Source organism: Lacipirellula parvula (assembly GCF_009177095.1).
GTDB classification, from domain to species: domain Bacteria; phylum Planctomycetota; class Planctomycetia; order Pirellulales; family Lacipirellulaceae; genus Lacipirellula; species Lacipirellula parvula.
On sequence record NZ_AP021861.1, the window covers coordinates 1,598,950 to 1,615,761 of the forward strand.

Annotated in this window: 12 protein-coding genes; 7 read left to right on the top strand and 5 right to left on the bottom strand. The window is 62.0% G+C overall.

Annotated elements, in window-relative coordinates; genetic code table 11:
* Window positions 1-55: 55 nt before the first annotated feature.
* From rpsF to PLANPX_RS06115, 5 genes are all read left to right on the top strand, one after another.
* Entirely contained in the window at window positions 56-445 is a 390-nt protein-coding gene (rpsF, locus tag PLANPX_RS06095; protein ID WP_172991898.1) for a 30S ribosomal protein S6, read from the top strand.
* Between the two features lie 122 nt (window positions 446-567).
* On the top strand, window positions 568-1,053 hold the full coding sequence (locus PLANPX_RS06100; RefSeq protein ID WP_152097876.1) for a single-stranded DNA-binding protein: 486 nt from the start codon (window positions 568-570) through the stop codon (window positions 1,051-1,053).
* 72 nt (window positions 1,054-1,125) lie between these two features.
* Window positions 1,126-1,656 (top strand): 50S ribosomal protein L9, encoded by a 531-nt coding sequence (gene rplI / locus PLANPX_RS06105; protein WP_152097877.1) that lies wholly within the window; start codon window positions 1,126-1,128, stop codon window positions 1,654-1,656.
* Window positions 1,657-1,790: 134 nt separating this feature from the next.
* Window positions 1,791-3,242 carry a replicative DNA helicase gene (dnaB, locus tag PLANPX_RS06110; protein WP_152097878.1) on the top strand — a complete coding sequence of 484 codons (1,452 nt, stop codon included), beginning with the start codon at window positions 1,791-1,793 and terminating at the stop codon, window positions 3,240-3,242.
* 362 nt (window positions 3,243-3,604) lie between these two features.
* Entirely contained in the window at window positions 3,605-6,871 is a 3,267-nt protein-coding gene (locus PLANPX_RS06115) for a BamA/TamA family outer membrane protein (protein ID WP_152097879.1), read from the top strand.
* A gap of 110 nt (window positions 6,872-6,981) precedes the next feature.
* Here the strand turns inward: PLANPX_RS06115 and PLANPX_RS06120 are convergent, their stop codons facing one another.
* From PLANPX_RS06120 to cmk, 5 genes are all read right to left on the bottom strand, one after another.
* Window positions 6,982-7,773 (bottom strand): PEP-CTERM sorting domain-containing protein, encoded by a 792-nt coding sequence (locus tag PLANPX_RS06120; protein WP_152097880.1) that lies wholly within the window; start codon window positions 7,771-7,773, stop codon window positions 6,982-6,984.
* Between the two features lie 178 nt (window positions 7,774-7,951).
* Entirely contained in the window at window positions 7,952-8,332 is a 381-nt protein-coding gene (locus tag PLANPX_RS06125; protein WP_152097881.1) for a hypothetical protein, read from the bottom strand.
* A gap of 188 nt (window positions 8,333-8,520) precedes the next feature.
* On the bottom strand, window positions 8,521-9,393 hold the full coding sequence (locus PLANPX_RS06130) for a sigma-70 family RNA polymerase sigma factor (protein ID WP_152097882.1): 873 nt from the start codon (window positions 9,391-9,393) through the stop codon (window positions 8,521-8,523).
* Window positions 9,394-9,700: 307 nt separating this feature from the next.
* Window positions 9,701-11,503: a 30S ribosomal protein S1 gene (locus PLANPX_RS06135; RefSeq protein ID WP_152097883.1), complete on the bottom strand. Its 1,803-nt coding sequence runs from the start codon at window positions 11,501-11,503 to the stop codon at window positions 9,701-9,703.
* A 207-nt stretch (window positions 11,504-11,710) separates the two neighbouring features.
* Entirely contained in the window at window positions 11,711-12,382 is a 672-nt protein-coding gene (gene cmk, locus PLANPX_RS06140; protein ID WP_152097884.1) for a (d)CMP kinase, read from the bottom strand.
* A gap of 546 nt (window positions 12,383-12,928) precedes the next feature.
* On the opposite strand from cmk, the gene pilM reads away from it, so the two are divergent.
* A complete protein-coding gene (gene pilM, locus PLANPX_RS06145; RefSeq protein ID WP_152097885.1) occupies window positions 12,929-15,205 on the top strand; it encodes a pilus assembly protein PilM in 2,277 nt (758 codons plus the stop codon).
* Between the two features lie 123 nt (window positions 15,206-15,328).
* On the top strand, window positions 15,329-16,789 hold the full coding sequence (locus PLANPX_RS06150) for a hypothetical protein (protein ID WP_152097886.1): 1,461 nt from the start codon (window positions 15,329-15,331) through the stop codon (window positions 16,787-16,789).
* Window positions 16,790-16,812: the final 23 nt, after the last annotated feature.

The window sequence follows — 16,812 nt, forward strand, 5'->3', positions numbered from 1 at the left end:
CAGTGGTCGGTAGCTCATGGCTAACAGCTTACAGCTCAACTCAGGAGTTCTAGTCTTGGCAGACAACACAGCAGTATACGAAGCCCTGTTCATTCTCGACTCGAACAAGTTCGCTCGGGAACGCGATGGCTTGGCCCGCGAAGTCGAAGCGCTAGTCGAGGCGGTCGATGGCGAAGTCCTGGTCAGCCGTCTGTGGGAAGAGCGTCGCTTGGCGTTCCCGATCAAGGGACAACGCAAGGGTGCCTACTGGCTCATGTACCTGCGCCTCCCGACCCTCCGGCTCACCGAACTAACCCGCTCGTGCGAGATCAACGACTCGATCTTGCGTCAGATGTTCGTGAAGCTGCCGCCGAGCCTGGTCGACGCGATCGTGGCTCACGCCAAGGGCGAGACGCCGGCCGAAGAGCCGGCTGGCGAGCCGGTTGGCGCCGGGGCGGAAGGCTAAACGGAATTTCCACCGGAAGCTGGTACGGCAGGCGGAACATTAGTACACTACTTGGGTCTTGAGCCTGTAAGCGTTAGTCGACCCAAGTCGGCGGAATGTCCGCCTCACAAGGAACCTTTGCCATGGCCAGCTTCAACCGCGTCGTCCTCGTCGGCAACCTCACCCGCGATCCTGAGCTCCGCTACATCCCCAGCGGCTCGGCGGTTTCGGAAATCGGGCTGGCGGTGAACGACCGCGTGAAGAAGGGCGACCAATGGGTCGACGAGACGACTTTCGTCGACGTCACCCTATGGGGCCGCACGGCGGAAGTAGCGAACGAATACCTCAGCAAAGGCTCGTCGGTCCTCATCGAGGGCCGGTTGAAGCTCGATAGCTGGGAAAAGGATGGCCAGAAGCGGAGCAAGCTTCGCGTCATCTGTGAGAAGATGCAGATGCTCGGCGGTCGCGAAGGCGGCGGCGGAGGAGGGGGTGGCGGCGGTGCGGCTCGCGGCGGCAATCGCGTTAGCAGCGGCGCCCGCGCCTCGCAACAATCATCCTCGGACGATTACGGCTCGTACGACGACGGCGGCCCCTCCGGCGGCTTCCCCGACGACGAGATCCCGTTCTAAGCAATACGAGACAAACCAATTAACGCGTTCGCCGGCTTATCCCGCGGCGAGTATCAAGCAAGTGGATTGACGATGACTACGAAGACCAAAAAGGCCAAGAATCCCGCCACCGCTTTTCGCCTGCCGACGGGCCCGACCGGCGGCGTTCAGCTGCTGCTGATCCACAACGTCGAAGATCTCGGCCACCAAGGCGATGTCGTCGAGGTTCGCCTCGGCTACGCCCTCAACTACCTCATTCCGCAAGGCTTGGCCACCGTCGCCACCGACCACCACAAGCGGATGGTCGAGAAGCACCGCGCCAAGCTGCAAGCCATCGAGAAGGCTCACCAAGCCGACCTGCGGAAGAAGGCCGTCGAGATCGCGAAGCAGAGCATCACGATCGAAGCCAACGCCACCGAAGACGGTCACCTCTACGGTAGTGTCGGCGCCCCGGAAATCGTCGCCGCGCTCAAGAAGAACGACATTCAGCTCCACACCGACCAGATCCGTCTGGAAGGCGTGCTCAAGGAACTCGGTCTCTACACCGTCAAGTTCCGCCTGTCGAGCGAAGTCGACGGCGAGCTCAAGGTGTGGGTCGTGCCGCAAGTCGGCGCCGACGCCTAAGTCGCCGCAATGACAATCGAACGCAACCAGCCGCCGGCGCGAGCCGGCGGTTTGGCGTTTAGGGATGAAATTGGTTGCGTCCGCCGGCCTAGGCCGCGAAGATGCAAGCATCCAGCAGGACGAAGGAGCGCAGCATGGCCGAACGCACTTGGCAGGATCGCAAAGGTTCGGACCGTGGCGCCACGTTTACCCCGGCCGCGCCGGAAGTCGACGTCTTCGACCGCAAGTTGCCGCAAAGCGTCGAAGCCGAGCGGGCAGTCCTCGGCAGTATTCTGCTGCTGCCGGAAGTCTTTGACGAAGTGGCGCTGATCCTTCGCGCGACTGATTTCTACGACAACGCCAATCGCCAACTCTTCGAGCATTTGCTGGCGATGCACGACAGCGGCCAGCGCATCGACTTGATGCTGCTCGTCGAACGCCTGAAGACGGCGGAAATCTACGACGCGATCGGCGGCGCTGCGTATCTGGCGGAGATCGGCCGTCAGGTCCCGACGGCGGCCCATGCGGAGTACTACGCGAAGATTGTCGCCGACAAGGCGCTGCTTCGCTCGCTGATCCACGTCGGCATGGAGATCCAAACCGGCGCGTACGATCCCTCCTCCGACACGCGCGAGATGCTTAGCAAGGCTGAGGAAAAGGTCTTCTCGATTCTTGAGACGCGCGGCACTGGCCACGTCACGCAGATCTCGGAAGTGTTGCAGCACTCGCTCGACCGCATTGATGCGCGCATGGAGCATCAGAACACCTCCAGCGGCGTCGAAACCGGGTTCATCGACTTCGATCAGATGACCGGCGGTTTGCAGAAGTCGGAACTGATCATCCTCGCCGCACGGCCTTCCATGGGCAAAACGGCGCTCGCGATGAACATGGCCGAGCATGCCGGACTCACGGGCGTCGCCACGCTGTTCGTCAGCCTCGAAATGGCGGCGATCGAGCTCGGCGACCGCTTACTTTGCTCCGTCGCCCGCGTGAACGGCAACCGCCTCCGCAACGGCACGGTGTCTCACGAAGAACGCCGCAAGCTGATCAATGCGGCGGCCCGCATCAGCCAGGCGCCGCTGTTTATCGACGACGCTCCCAGCCGCACGATGACCGAAATCGCGGCCAACGCCCGCCGGCTGAAGCGGAGCCACGACCTTGGCCTGATCGTCATCGACTACCTGCAGCTGATCGACCCCGACAACTCCCGCGACCCGCGGCAGGAACAGGTGTCGAAGATTTCGCGCCGCCTCAAGGGCCTCGCCCGCGAGATGCAGGTGCCCGTCCTCTGCCTCGGCCAGCTCAATCGGCAGGTCGAATCATCGAGCAGCAACAAGCCGCAGCTCAGCCACCTGCGTGAATCGGGTGCCATCGAGCAGGACGCCGACATCGTGATGTTCGTCCACCGCGAAGAGTACTACATGACGAACGAGGAGGACCGTGAGCAGGTCCGCGGCCAGGCCGACCTGCTGATTCGCAAGAACCGCAGCGGCCCGGTGGGCGAAGTGAAGCTCACCTGGAGCCACGAGTTCACGCGGTTCGAGAACTTCGCGGCGGCTGCTTATGCCGAGTTCGAATCGTACGGCCCGCCGCCTACGGACTTCTAGCGGCCTCGTTGCTAGCGCTCGCTGGCGCCTCGCTCGCAGTTCGGGGAGTTTCCAACGCTCATTTAGCTTGCACGTTCGGCGCCTGCCGCGTGCTAGCGTCTTCGCGAAGCCAAGTGCTAGCTTTGCTTCAATATCGATATTCGCCGCGAATTACGAAGCTGTAACGCTGAGCCGGCGTCAGAAATCGCGCATCGTTGTCGTGTTTTCAGCACGATTTCCGGCCATTTGTTCAACTTCCCTTGCCGCTCAGCCGGGAATTCAGTATTTCTCCGCGGCCTAATTGGCGGCGTTTCGCTGCGCTTGCGCTGCATCGACGCTCGCCAAACCGCTTTTCCCGCAATCCGCACGGCTCTGGGGCCGCTATGCAGCTAGTTTCCACAACTCGATCGCCTCTCCGACTGCTCGCCCTTGCCGGCGCGTTGGCGGCGGCGGCTTGGCTAGCGACGCCGTGCGCAGGGCAAGAAACGCCTGCCTCGTTTAGCAGCGTGGCGGATCAGCTTCCCAGCGTTCGTCCGACGCCGCCTCCGTCCGCGGCTGCGGCCTCAAACGCACCCGCCGAAGAACTCGTCGCTGAAGTCCGCATCGTCGGCAACGAGACGACCAGCAACACGCAAGTCCTCACGAACATCACCACCCGCGCGGGCCGGCCGTTCGACGAAACCGTCGTGCAACGCGACGTTCGCAACTTGGCGAACCTCGGTTGGTTCGTCGACGTGAAGTCGCTCTACGAGCGCACGCCGCAAGGGCGGATCGTGATCTTCCAAGTCGTGGAACGCCCCACGATTCGCTACGTGCAGTACATCGGCAACAAGAAGGTGAAGGACAAGACGCTCGCCAAGCAAACGCTGCTCAAGGTCGGCGGCTCGGTCGATCCCTACGCCGTTCAAGAAGGCAAGCGCAAGCTCCGCGATTACTACGTCGGCAAGGGCTTCAACAACATTCAGGTGTCGATCCTCGAAGGCGACAAGCCGACCGATCAGGGCGTCGTCTACCTCCTCCATGAGGGCGTTTCGCAAAAGATCTGGCGCACGACTTTCGTCGGCAACGACAGCGGCTTTGTCTCCGACGGCCGGTTGAAGACGCTGGTCAAATCGAAGCCGCCGATCTTCTACTTGTTCAAGGGGCAGGTCGATCGAGACAAGATCGAAGCCGACACAGCGACGATCACCGACTACTACCGGGCTCATGGTTACTTCCAGGCCCGCGTCAGCCGCAAGCTCGAAGACGACGAAGACGGCGATTGGGCGACGCTCACTTTCGTGATTCACGAAGGAATCCAGTCGAAGATCCGCAACGTCTCGGTGATGGGCAATACGAAGTTCGAGCAGAAGCCGCTCGAGGAAAAGCTGACGCTCAACAGCGGCTTGCCGTTCGAGCAAGCGAAGATGCAAAAAGACTCGCAGTGGATGCAAGAACTGTACGGCAGCCAAGGCTATGTCTTCGCCGACGTGCAGCCTGAGATCATCTTTCTGGAAGAGCCGGGCGAAGTCGATCTGCGCTACGACATCAAAGAGGGCGATCGCTTCCGCGTGGGCCGCATCTTCGTCCACATCAACGGCGACAATCCGCACACCCGCATTCAAACCGCGCTCAATCGCGTGACGCTCCGACCGGGGCAGATCATGGACATCCGCGAGCTGAAGGCGAGCGAACGTCGTCTGCTCGCGAGCAGCTTGTTCCACATGGACGCCCAGTCGGGCCAGCGGCCGAAGATTACCTATCGCATTCCGGAAGACGCCGAAATCGGCTTGGCTGAACGCGCGACCGGGAACGTCCGCGGACAGAGTCCCGACGACCTCGGCCCGCCAGTGCTCCCGCCGCTCGGTTCGGCGGATGCCGCTCAGGCTCCGTCCCAGTCTCCAGTGATCGTCGACGCGCCGCTCCTGCCAATGCAGCGCGACGAAGTGGAACTCCATTTCGAATTCGACGACGAAGCCCATTTCCGTCGTTGGCATGAAGCGGAAATGCATCCCGAGTTGCCAGTCGCTCCGGCTGCGATCGAAGCAACTCCGACTCCCGCAACGTCGGGGGCGACGCCCGCTCAACCGCTCCCGCGCCCCGGCTATCTTGAGCAGCCGATTTTCCGCGGCCAAAGCCCAACCTCTCCCGAGGCGCTTCCCTACTGGTCGCCGCAGCGTTCCGCGGCGCCGCACGTCGTCCAGCACTCGCCGGCCGAGAACGCGGCGAACGGTTACAACGCCGTCGCTCCGGCTCAAGCGCCGAATCCGAACGATCCCTACGGCTCCATCCAAAACGTCCGCGGCCAGAGCCCCGACGCCGTCAATCAAGCCTACTCGACGCTCCCCGCCGGCGGCGCGCCTGCCGTCAATTACGGCGGCCAGGTGGTGCGAGCCGGCGGAGCAGACGCGACGGTGAACGGCGGCGTGATGCCGGCTCAGTACTCGGGCAACTTGCAGCCTCCGGCTGGTTCCGTGGCGCCGCAGCCGCTCAGTCCGCTCGGCCCGTTGCCGGGATACTCGGTTGATCCGACGAGCCCGCTCTACGCCGGACCACAAGGGTTGCCGAATTATCCGGAGGGAACTGTCGACATTATGGTCGACGGCACCGAAACGCAGACCGGTCGGTTGATGATCGGCTTCGGCGTCAATTCCGACGCCGGCGTCGTCGGTAACGTCGTGGTCGACGAACGAAACTTCGACTGGACGCGACTTCCCACGAGTTGGGAAGACATCCGCAACGGCTCGGCGTTTCGCGGCGCCGGTCAACGCTTCCGCATCGACGCCTCGCCCGGTTCCTCGGTGAACCGGTACTTGGTCAGCTTTCAAGAACCGTACTTAATGGATCGCCCGATCAGCCTCGGGTTGAGCGGATCGTACTTCGACCGCAATTACCGCGACTGGGACGAACAACGCATCGGCGGCCGCATCTCGCTCGGCCATCAGTGGGTCGAGCGCGACCTGACGGCGACGATCGCCTATCGCGGCGAAAACGTGAATATCTACAACATCAACCCGGCCGCCTACGATCCGCCGCCGGGCGGCGTGCCGGAATTGGTCGCGACTGAAGGCAGCAACGTTCTGCACGGTTTCCGCGCGTCGCTCATCAATGACACTCGCGATAGTTCGTTCTTGGCGACGAAAGGTCACTACTTCGAAGTCGGCGGCGAGCAGGTCATTGGAACGTACGACTACCCTCGCGTCGATCTCGACTTTCGCCAGTATTGGATGCTTCACGAGCGTCCCGACCACTCGGGACGTCATGTGCTGAGCTTCAGCACCACGGTCGGCTACACGGGCACGCAAACTCCGATCTACGAAAACTTCTTTGCCGGTGGTTTCGCGACGATGCGCGGGTTCGATTTCCGCGGAGCATCTCCGATTGTGAATGGCATCGAAGTCGGCGGTCGCTTCCAGTGGCTCAACAGCGTGCAGTACCTGTTCCCCGTCTCGGCGGACGACATGCTGCATGGCGTAGCGTTCTGCGATTTCGGTACGGTCGAGCCCGACACGAAGATCCAGAACTTCCGCGTGGCGCCTGGTATCGGCGCCCGCATCACGGTCCCGGCGATGGGCCCGGCGCCGATCGCGCTCGACTTCGCCTTCCCGGTGAGCTACGCGAGCTTCGACGATCGCGAAGTCTTCAGCTTCAGCATGGGCTTCTCGCGTTAGTCGCAGGCCGAGCTGTACCGCTCTTGGCTAAATAAGGCAGGAGAGCGCGTTACAGCACTTGCGCCGCGCTCTCCTGTAGTACTCATCGAAACGACGCAACTGTGCAGCTTCTATCGCTGTCGACGTCGCAGTGCCACGACGCCGAGTCCGAGTAGCGACAGAGCGAGCGTCGCGGGTTCGGGAACGACGGCTTCCCGGGTAATGCCGCTGATGACGTAACTGCCGCCGTCGATATTGAGATCCTCGAGCAACACCGTCACCTGAGTGACGTCGCTGAAGTCGACGCTCGCGAAGCCAGGGTGGCTAAAGGGGAATGAGAAGTTTCCTGGTCCCAGGACTGATTGGTTGAAAGAGCCGGTGGCAATGGCGCCGCCAGCATGATCGCCGCTCTCGATGGTCACTTTGAGATTGGCCGAGACCCCTTGAGGCGAAGTGGCTGTGGTGACGCCGACTGTGACACTGCCCCCGAGAGTTCCGAAATTAATGCCGCCGGCGCCATCGGTCAGTGGCGTGGTGCGGCCATAGTCGAGCAGGAGCGTGAAGAAACTCGGATCTGCGTTCGAGACGTTCGGAATAAAGAAGGTCAGCGAATTGGCGGCGACTTGCTTGCGAGCATTGGGGACGGTGTAGCCGCCGCCGGAGATCGCGATGTAGCGTTCCCCGCCGAGCGTGACGGCTGGACTGACGCCGTCGACGGCTGTTTGCGTGAGGTTAGCGGGCGTGCTCGGCGTCGTGAAGGGTAGCGAAGGTGGCGTCGGGATCGGGCTTAGGTTGATGTTGGTGGCGTCATCGAAGGTGTCGATGGGGAAAGTCGAGCCGTTTGAGACGCCGAGACCTGGGGACATGGTGAGGGCAGCGCCGAGGACGGCTGCCAAAGAACGACGGATACGATGCTTGAGCATGGAGCTTCTCCTTCCGAGTGTGGCGAAAAGTCATGCGTAGAGGCGCACCGGCAATCTGCCGGGCAAGCCGCACGCCCCCAGATTGTGGTCTTTTTCATCGTAGATGTCAAAGAAAAGCGGATCGGGAATTGAAGTTCGCTGAGCGATTTCAATTTTCGGCCATTTTTCTCGCCAGCCGTCACTGCGCAGGCGTCGGCTGATCTGCACACGGACAGTCGCTCCGCGGCATCATCGCCGGGTAGCCTTGCCCGCCCATCGACTGCTGCATTTGTTGCGGCGGCGGGCCGCCCCAGCGTTGGCGAGCGACGTCGAAGTGGCCAGGGTAGGGGCGCTGGTACCAGCTTTGCGTCGCGAGCACCGGCGGCGAAAACGTCGGGAAGAAGCCGCCGTACATGTACGATGGAAACGAGTAGCCAAAGCCGCCGCCGCGGGCGGACCAATCGTCAGCGCCTTGCCGCATCCGCGCGTAGGTTGGCGCCTGTTGCGCCAACGCCGTCGACGCGCCAGCGCCGAGCAACAGCAACGCAACAATTGTGGAGCGGTTGAGGATCGGCGCCATTGCAAACTCTCCGGAAGCATAGAAGGGGCGGAACGCGGGGCGGGCGTTCGCTAGTTCTATGCTAGGCAGGTGCGATGGGCGGACTCAACCCGATTGCGGCGTTGCGTGGGGGGCGCGACCGGCGGTCGCGGCTTTATTGAGGACGCGATTGGTGCGGGGTGGCGCGATTGGCGCAATTGTGCGGGCGGTTAGTCGTTGTCGTCGGCGAACATGCCCGCCGGCGGGTGTTCGATGCTGTCGGCCATCTTGTTGAGGGCTTCGGTCTCGATTTGCCGCACGCGTTCGCGGGTCAGGCCGAGTTCTTCGCCGATTTCTTTGAGCGTCCGGGGTTCGTAGCCATCGAGGCCGAACCGCATCCGCAGGACGGTCGCTTCGCGTTGGTCCATCGTTTGGAGCATCGCGAGCACATGCCGCAGGCTGTCGCTTTCGACGAGCGCGTCGTCGGGGGCTTGTTGCCGTTCGTCCATCACCATGTCGCCCAGCGTCCAGCCCGCTTCGGTCTGGTCGGTCTGGGGGGTGGCGTTGTAGATCTTGATCGCCTTCTTAATGATCGGCAGCTTTTTCTTCGGCAGGCCGAGGACGCGGGCGATTTCTTCAGGCGTCGGGGTGCGATCGAGCTCTTCCGTCAGCCGCGCGGTGGCTCGCCGCCACTTCGACAGCAGTTCGACCATGTACGCCGGGATGCGGATGGTCTTGCCGGTGTTGATCAGCGCCCGCTTGATCGATTGCTTGATCCAGTAGCTGGCGTAGGTGCTGAACCGCGTTCCCATCGCCGGGTCGAAGCCCTCGACGGCGCGCAGCAGCCCCAGGTTGCCCTCCTCGATGAGGTCCTGCAGGGCGAGGCCTTTGCCGGAGTAGCCGCGGGCGATGTTGACCACGAGCCGCAGGTTAGCGCGCACCATCCGGTCGCGAGCGGCCAAGTCGCCTTCGCCAATGCTCGTGGCGAGTTCTTTCTCCTCGCGAGCGTTGAGGAGTGCCGTCTCGTTAATCTCGCGCAGGTACGTTTCCAGCGGCGTTTGAACGGCTGAGGAAACTTTACGCTTGCGGGTGGTGGCTGGCATGGCGCTTACCGTCGCATGGAGTGTGGACAGGGAACCGACTACGGGAACGTCTTACGCAGGCCTCGCGAACAATCCCTGCCCATCGACGGCGATGACGTTCACATTCTCTTCGTATGGTGCTGTGCTAGCTCTATCGACGGTTGAATCGCGGCGCCTCCACAAGCGGAGCCATGTGCACGAGTGGGGCGAATACGCCCAAGGTTCCGGTAGTGCCAAGAAAAAGGGCCCCGCGGGTCGTAACCCGCGAAGCCCTTCGATTTGCTGAAAACTAAGCCGGCGTCGCGTGCGGCGCCGGTTGTAGGGACGATTAGGATTCGTCCGATTCCGACGACGAAGCCGACTTGAACAGCGGACCCGAATCGGCCGAGCCGACGCCGCCCTTGAGTTCCATCGCCGGTTCGCGCGTCGCGCCAGCCGTCGACATGCCGTTGCCGTTGGCTTCAGCGGCCGCTTCGTCTTCTTCGGCCCATTCAACACGCTTCCGCGACAGGCCGATCTTGCGTTCTTCGGTGTCGACGCGAAGCACCTTCACTTCGATGTCGTCGCCAACGTTGACCACGTCCTGCGGGTTCTCGACCTTTTGATCGGAGAGTTCCGAGATATGGAGCAACCCTTCGAGGCCGTCTTCCAGGCCGACGAAGACGCCGAAGTTGGTGATCTTCGTGACTTTGCCCTTCACCAGCTGACCTTGTTGGTAGCGGTTCGGGATGTCAGTCGACCACGGATCTTCGTCGAGCTGCTTGAGGCCCAGGGCGATGCGGCGACGTTCTTGGTCGACCGACAGCACCTTGCACTCCAGCTCTTGGCCCTTCTCGACCAATTCGCTCGGGTGGCTGATCTTGCGGGTCCACGACATGTCGCTCACGTGGAGCAAGCCGTCGATGCCTTCTTCGATTTCGATGAAGGCGCCGTAGTTGGTGAGGTTGCGAACCTTGCCCTTGACCATGCTGCCGGTCGGGTACTTGTCCGAAACCTTTTCCCACGGGTTCGACTGGGTCTGCTTCATACCGAGCGAGATTTCTTGCTTCTGCTCGTCGATCCGCAGGACGACCACGTCGATGACGTCGTCGATGTTGACCAGTTCGCTCGGGTGGCTAATGCGCTTCGTCCACGACATTTCGCTGATGTGGACGAGGCCTTCGATGCCGTCTTCCAGCTTCACGAAGGCGCCGTAGCTCATCACGTTGACGACCGTACCCTTGATGGCCGAACCGACCGGGTACTTCGACGCTACGTTCTCCCACGGGCTGGCCTGACGTTGCTTCAGACCGAGGGCGATCTTCTCCTTCTCGTAGTCGATGTGGAGAACCATCACCTCGAGCTCGTCGTCGATCTTCACCATTTCGCTCGGGTGATTGATGCGACCCCAGCTCATGTCGGTGATGTGCAGCAGACCGTCGATGCCACCCAGGTCGACGAACGCGCCGAAGTCGGCGATGTTCTTGACGATGCCCTTGCGGCTCTGGCCAACTTCGAGCTTCTTGAGCAACTCGGCCTTCTTCTCGGCCCGTTGCGATTCGATCAGGCTGCGGCGGCTGACGACGATGTTGCGGCGGGCCTCGTCGATCTTGAGGACCATGCACTCGATCGTCTTGCCGATGTATTCGCCAATGTCGTGCGGACGACGGATGTCGACCTGACTCGCCGGCAAGAAGACGTTGACGCCGATGTCGACCAGCAAACCGCCCTTGATCTTGCGGGTGACGAGGCCGGAGACGACGTCGCCTTCGTGGACGGTCTCCATGACCTTCATCCACTTTTCGATCTTCTCAGCCTTCCGCTTGCTGAGGACGATCATGCCGCGATCGTCGAGCCAGCCGGTCGAATCTTCGACGTCCTCGACGAGGACGCGGATCACCTGGCCGACTTCGGGTTGATCGGGATCTTCCGGTTCCCACTCATTGCGGGGGATCATGCCCTCGCTCTTATAACCGACGTCGACAAGCACGAATTCGTCGTCGATACGGATGATTTTGCCTTCAACGATCTGATTGACGTCGACGTCGGCGCTGCCAAGCCAACTCACGTCATCGGGAGCCAATTCGCCAATGGCGTCGGTCCAGTCTTCCTCAGAAACGTCGAACTCACGAATAAGATTGCGGTTAACCATAGAAAAAAGTGGGCGGAGCAGAGACTTGCGACCGATCGAGCTCGATCGCCTCTACCAAAAAGAGGGAGCCATCCCCAGCGTCTGGAAGCCGTACGTCGACTTACCGCGGAATAAAGGCGCAGGGACAAGCCCGCCATCCTAGCAAATCGCCGCGAAACGGGCAATCGGGGTAAGTGCTTGCCGGGGCGAGGCTTTCTGCCTGCGCGATTACTTGGCGGCGATGCCGCTATGGGCCTGGACGCCCTGCACGATTTCCGCCAACCGGTCGACCACTTCCTCCGGCGAGAGGCCGTCGGTGAGGAATTCAATCGAATCGCTCGCTTTGGCGAGCCCGCCGTAGGCCCGTTCCGTGTCGCCTTTGTCGCGCAACCGCTGTTTCCGCAGGACTTCGGCCAAATCGACCTCCTCGCCGCGGGCCTGCAGGTCGAGGAACCGCCGTTTGGCCCGTTCTTCCTCGCCGGCGGTGAGGAAGATTTTGCACTCCGCCTGGGGAAACACGACCGTCGCCTGGTCGCGGCCTTCGGTCACCACATCCCGCCCGGCGGCGAAGGCCCGCTGCTGGTCGGTCAGCAGGCGGCGGACGGCTTGGTTGTCGGCGGCATGCTTGGTGAGCGTCGTGATCTCCAGCGTCCGGATCGCGGCGGTTACGTCCTCGCCGTTCATCGAAATGTGGCTGTCGGACAGATCGAGCACCAAACTGGCGGCCACTGCGGCGAGTTGCTCCGGCTGGTCCCAGTCGACCCCCGCCCGATGGCCAGCGAGGGTGACGGCCCGATACATCGCCCCAGTGTCGAGGAAGCGGAAGCCAAGCCTCCGGGCCAAACGGCGGGCAGCGCTGCTTTTTCCGGCGCCGGCGGGGCCGTCGATGGTGACAATCATGGGGTTCTGAGCGAAGCGGGGCTGAAAAATCGCTGCAATTCGAGCGTCTCCCTCCTGTTATCGGGATCGAAGGGGCCGGGTGCAACCGTTGCGCCGAATGAATCGGCGGCTCCCCGGCCAGAGGCCCGTTTTTGCCGCGTTTCAGCGAGCAAACGGTCGTAGCCGCTGGGTATACATTCCCCCCGGCCCGACTAGAATGTCAAACTGGGGGGAAGGTGTACCGACAGTCTGGCGGCTGAGGTGCGCGGCAGTTTGATCGCTGTCGAGGCGCTCGTGGAGCGCTTCGTCACGCGGAAATGCCGTGGATTTCAGCGGAAAATTTGACTGCGCGGTGCGCCTCGATAGATTTGCATATAGAGAAGTAGAGGCACTGCTCTCGCGCGATCGATCCACGCCCCCCGAAGAACAGACTGGTGTCGGGCGTAAAGAGACTCATCGGCTTGCTGAAGCTGCTATTTCAGATAGCTGATTGATCGTTGGGAGCACTTGCGGCGGATCTGAACACTCCGCCGCGGACAATATTCGAACGGAACAGAGGTCACGAATATGGCCAAGGGTGGCGCCGTATGGGGTATCGATATCGGTCAATGCGCTCTCAAGGCGCTGCGATGTCGCCCACATGAGAAGGAACCCCGACGACTTGTCGTCGAGTCGTTCGATTACATCGAATACCCCAAAATTCTGACTCAGCCCGAGGCGGAGCCGGCGGAACTCGTCCGCGAGGCCCTTGAGACGTTCCTTTCCCGGAACGAGCTGGTCGGCGATACCGTTGCGATGTCGGTCGGCGGTCAAAACGGCCTGATGCGGTTCATCAAGCTTCCGCCGGTCGAAGCAAAGAAGATCCCCGACATCGTCAAGTACGAAGCCCGGCAGCAGATTCCGTTCTCGCTCGACGACGTCGTCTGGGATTACCAGCAACTCACCGGCGGCAGCGAAGAAGATGGCTTCGCGCTGGAGCCGGAAGTCGGTTTGTTCGCGATGAAGCGCGACCAGGTCGCTCGTGCCCTCACCCCGCTCGAGAAGGCCGGCATCGAGGTCGATTTGATCCAGCTGGCGCCGCTAGCTGTTTACAACTACGTCTGTTTCGACCGCCTCGAAGAGCTGAAGTCGCAGCCGTACGATCCCGCCAAGCCGCCGTCGTCGACGGTGGTGATTTCACTCGGCACCGACACGACCGACCTCGTCGTGACCAACGGCTTCCGCGTCTGGCAGCGTAACATCCCGATCGGCGGCAACCACTTCACCCGCGCGCTCAGCAAGGAACTGAAGCTCACCTTCGTGAAGGCCGAGCACCTGAAGCGGAACGCGACGCAGGCCGACGACCCGAAGGCTGTCTTCCAAGCAATGCGGCCGGTTTTCAGCGACCTGCTGGCCGAAATCCAACGTTCGCTCGGCTACTTCCAGAGCCTCGACAAAGCGGCCCAAATCGGCGAAGTGATCGCCCTGGGCAACGCGATGAAGCTTCCTGGTCTGCAACGCTATCTCGCGCAGAACCTGGAGCAAGAAGTCCGCCCGATCGAAGACTTCAACCGCCTCTCCGCCGGCAGTGCCGGGGGGAACGCCCAGTTCAAAGAGAACATCCTCAGCTTCGGCCCTGCTTACGGTCTGTGCGTCCAGGCGCTCGGCAAGTCGGAGTTGAAGACCAACCTGCTGCCGGAAGAAATCGTCCGCACGCGGATGATTCGCGCGAAGAAACCGTGGGCCGTTGCCGGCGTCGCGGCCGTGCTCGCGGGGCTCACGTTCAATTACTTCACGCACGTCAGCTCGTGGCAAACCTCCGACGTAAACCGCGACGATTTCAAGTCGGCGTTCAGCACCGCTTCCTCCGCGGCGTCGACGGCTGCCAGCTTTGAAACTGAGCGGACAGGCATTCGCGATGCGGTGACGAAGCTCACTGAGACGCAAAACCAGCTCATCAGCAACGTCGAAGGTCGGCTTGAATGGCTCGACTTGGTGAAGGCGCTCGACGCCGTGTTGCCGCGCGACGAGCGGCCGCGCGAAGAGAAGGCCGATCATGTGATGAGCCGGAAGGAGCTTCACATCACCTCGGTCGACGAGCGTCACTTCACTGATCTTACCGCCGAGTACGTTACGCCGACGGAAGCGCTTTACCTCGGCTCAAAGAACGAAGATGCAGCCGCCGGCGCCGATGCGGCAGATCCGGCCGCGACGGTCGATCCGATGGCTCCGCCCGCTGATCCGGCCGCAGGCGGCGACGTCGCAGCGGCGGGAGGGGGCGGTCTCACGGGACCAGGCTTCGTGGTGCAGCTCACTGGCTATCACTACCACAACGCCGACAAAACAAATCAGACCCGCAAGTTCGTCATCGATTCGCTCGTCAAGGCGCTTGAAGAGGGGACGGTGAAGCTTCCCGACGGCTACGACGAGACGACGAAGCAGTTTACCGGCAAGCTGATCGACGTCCCGCTCAAGGACATGGGTATTAGTCGGGCGTGGCTCGTCGCTGGCAAGCCTCTCAGAAAAGAATACATCGACCCCGACGCCGCCCTGTACGGCGACGGCCAGACGGGTATGGGGCAGGCTGGTTTCAGCAGTTTGGCCGCGAACGCGCCTGGCGCCGGAGTCGCCGCCGAGCCGGGCGCTGATCCAAACGCTGTGCCCGTCGCCAAAGGGTTTGAAGTCGATCGATACGACTTCGTCGTTCAGTTTTGCTGGCAGCCCCGTACGCGGGCGCTGCGGCGTGAAGCAACCGCTGCACGCCTCGCCGCTGAAGCCGAGGCGGCCGCCGCCGCCGCTCAGGCCGCCGCTGAAGGCGAGGCCGGCGTCGAGGGGGCTCCAGTCGAGGAAGCTCCTGCTCAATAACACATCAACGCGTCGTGTTTAGTTCCGCAGCTCTGCCGAATTTCGAAAACATTTATAGCCAGTTTCTCGCTACTTTCGAGCGACCGGTCAGCGATAACGAGCCAACGATAACGAGACTGTTCCATGGATAAAGTTCGTGCCTTCATGAAAGTCGCGTGGACCCAGCGATTCTGGATCCTCAGCGTCGTCGGCGTCCTCGCCGCCGTCATCTGCTGGAGTATGGCCTCGGGCAATCTGCAGCGGCAATTCACGGCGAACAAGACGCAGATCGACGGCAAGTTCGGCGAGATGACCGCCATCACCGGCAAGCAAATTCATGGCAACGAAGTCGTGAATGCCAAAGAACGAGAAGAAGCGAAGAAGATTGCCAATAGCGTGAAGGAACTCTGGCAGAGTCTCTTCGACGCTCAGCGCGAAGAAGTTCTCAAATGGCCGGACGTGCTGGGCGACGATTTCGTCGACTACGTCAAAAACGCCAAATTCGATTCCCAGATCAAACCCGACTTCCGCGATCGCTACCAGAATTACATCAAGAACCGCTTCGAAGGTCTGGTGAAGATCGTCGATGCGAAGAAGATGGCGGTCGACGGAACCGCCGGCTTCGGCGCCGCACCGGGCCGTGAGGGAGCCTTTCCCGGCGGGGCGGCTCCCGGCGCGGAAGTGGAGCTTGACGCCCAGGGCATGCCCATCGAGGAGAACTATCTCGTGCAATGGGGCGACCAAGGAACGCTGCGTCAGCAACTCGAATTTGTCGACGTTCCCACCGCTCGGCAAATCTGGGTGACGCAAGAAGATCTGTGGGTCTACGAAACGCTCTTGCGCGCCATTGCCAATACGAATAAGGAACGTGGCGCGACTCGGCCCGACAATACGGCGATTAGCGTCATTCAGTCGCTGCAAGTCGGCGCTCCGGCAGCGCTGGCGATGGCTCAGGAATCGACGATTCTGCTGCCGGTCGAGGCGATGGCCACCGGCGGAGAGATGATGTCTCCCGAAGGCACGCCGATGGGCCGCGAAGGCGAAATGGGGGCGGGAGGCGCGGAAAGCCTCGACGCGATGCTGCTGGCCAACCGCTACATCGACGCCGAAGGCAAGCCAATTCCCGACGCTTCGAGCGGCGCCGGCGTCGAGTTTCGCCGCCTGCCGATTCGCATGATGCTCTCGATGGACGAACGTTACCTCCCGAAGATTCTCGTCGAGTGCGCGAACGCTCCACTTCCCGTCGAAGTCCAACGACTCCGGATCAATGCGGAAAAATCGGGCACGGACAAGGACAACCAAGCGTTCACGGTCGGCGCCGCGGCAAGCGCCGGCGGCATGGGCGGCGGAATGCCGATGGGACGCGGTATGGAGGGAGGCATGGGGCGTTCGATGGGAATGCCAATGGGACGCGGCATGGAAGGGGGCATGGGAGGGGTGACCCTCACCCCGGTTGAAATCCCCAACATGGTCACTGTCGACATTCAGGGCGTCGTTTACATTTACAATCCGCCTGACGCCGCCGTTCTCACCGTCCCTGGAGACGACGCCGCAGCCTCTGGCAGCGAAACGCTCGCCGCCGGCGACGCTGGAGTCGTGCGTTGAGGAAGTGGCGAGTTGCGGGTTCC

Excerpts from the sequence above, each read along its gene's own strand:
- PLANPX_RS06150 (WP_152097886.1), top strand. The coding sequence starts at position 15,329 with ATGGATAAAGTTCGTGCCTTCATGAAAGTCGCGTGGACCCAGCGATTC.
- PLANPX_RS06100 (WP_152097876.1), top strand. The coding sequence starts at position 568 with ATGGCCAGCTTCAACCGCGTCGTCCTCGTCGGCAACCTCACCCGCGAT.
- rplI (WP_152097877.1), top strand. The coding sequence starts at position 1,126 with ATGACTACGAAGACCAAAAAGGCCAAGAATCCCGCCACCGCTTTTCGC.
- PLANPX_RS06120 (WP_152097880.1), bottom strand. The coding sequence starts at position 7,773 with ATGCTCAAGCATCGTATCCGTCGTTCTTTGGCAGCCGTCCTCGGCGCT.
- cmk (WP_152097884.1), bottom strand. The coding sequence starts at position 12,382 with ATGATTGTCACCATCGACGGCCCCGCCGGCGCCGGAAAAAGCAGCGCT.
- PLANPX_RS06125 (WP_152097881.1), bottom strand. The coding sequence starts at position 8,332 with ATGGCGCCGATCCTCAACCGCTCCACAATTGTTGCGTTGCTGTTGCTC.
- dnaB (WP_152097878.1), top strand. The coding sequence starts at position 1,791 with ATGGCCGAACGCACTTGGCAGGATCGCAAAGGTTCGGACCGTGGCGCC.
- PLANPX_RS06115 (WP_152097879.1), top strand. The coding sequence starts at position 3,605 with ATGCAGCTAGTTTCCACAACTCGATCGCCTCTCCGACTGCTCGCCCTT.
- PLANPX_RS06130 (WP_152097882.1), bottom strand. The coding sequence starts at position 9,393 with ATGCCAGCCACCACCCGCAAGCGTAAAGTTTCCTCAGCCGTTCAAACG.
- PLANPX_RS06135 (WP_152097883.1), bottom strand. The coding sequence starts at position 11,503 with ATGGTTAACCGCAATCTTATTCGTGAGTTCGACGTTTCTGAGGAAGAC.
- pilM (WP_152097885.1), top strand. The coding sequence starts at position 12,929 with ATGGCCAAGGGTGGCGCCGTATGGGGTATCGATATCGGTCAATGCGCT.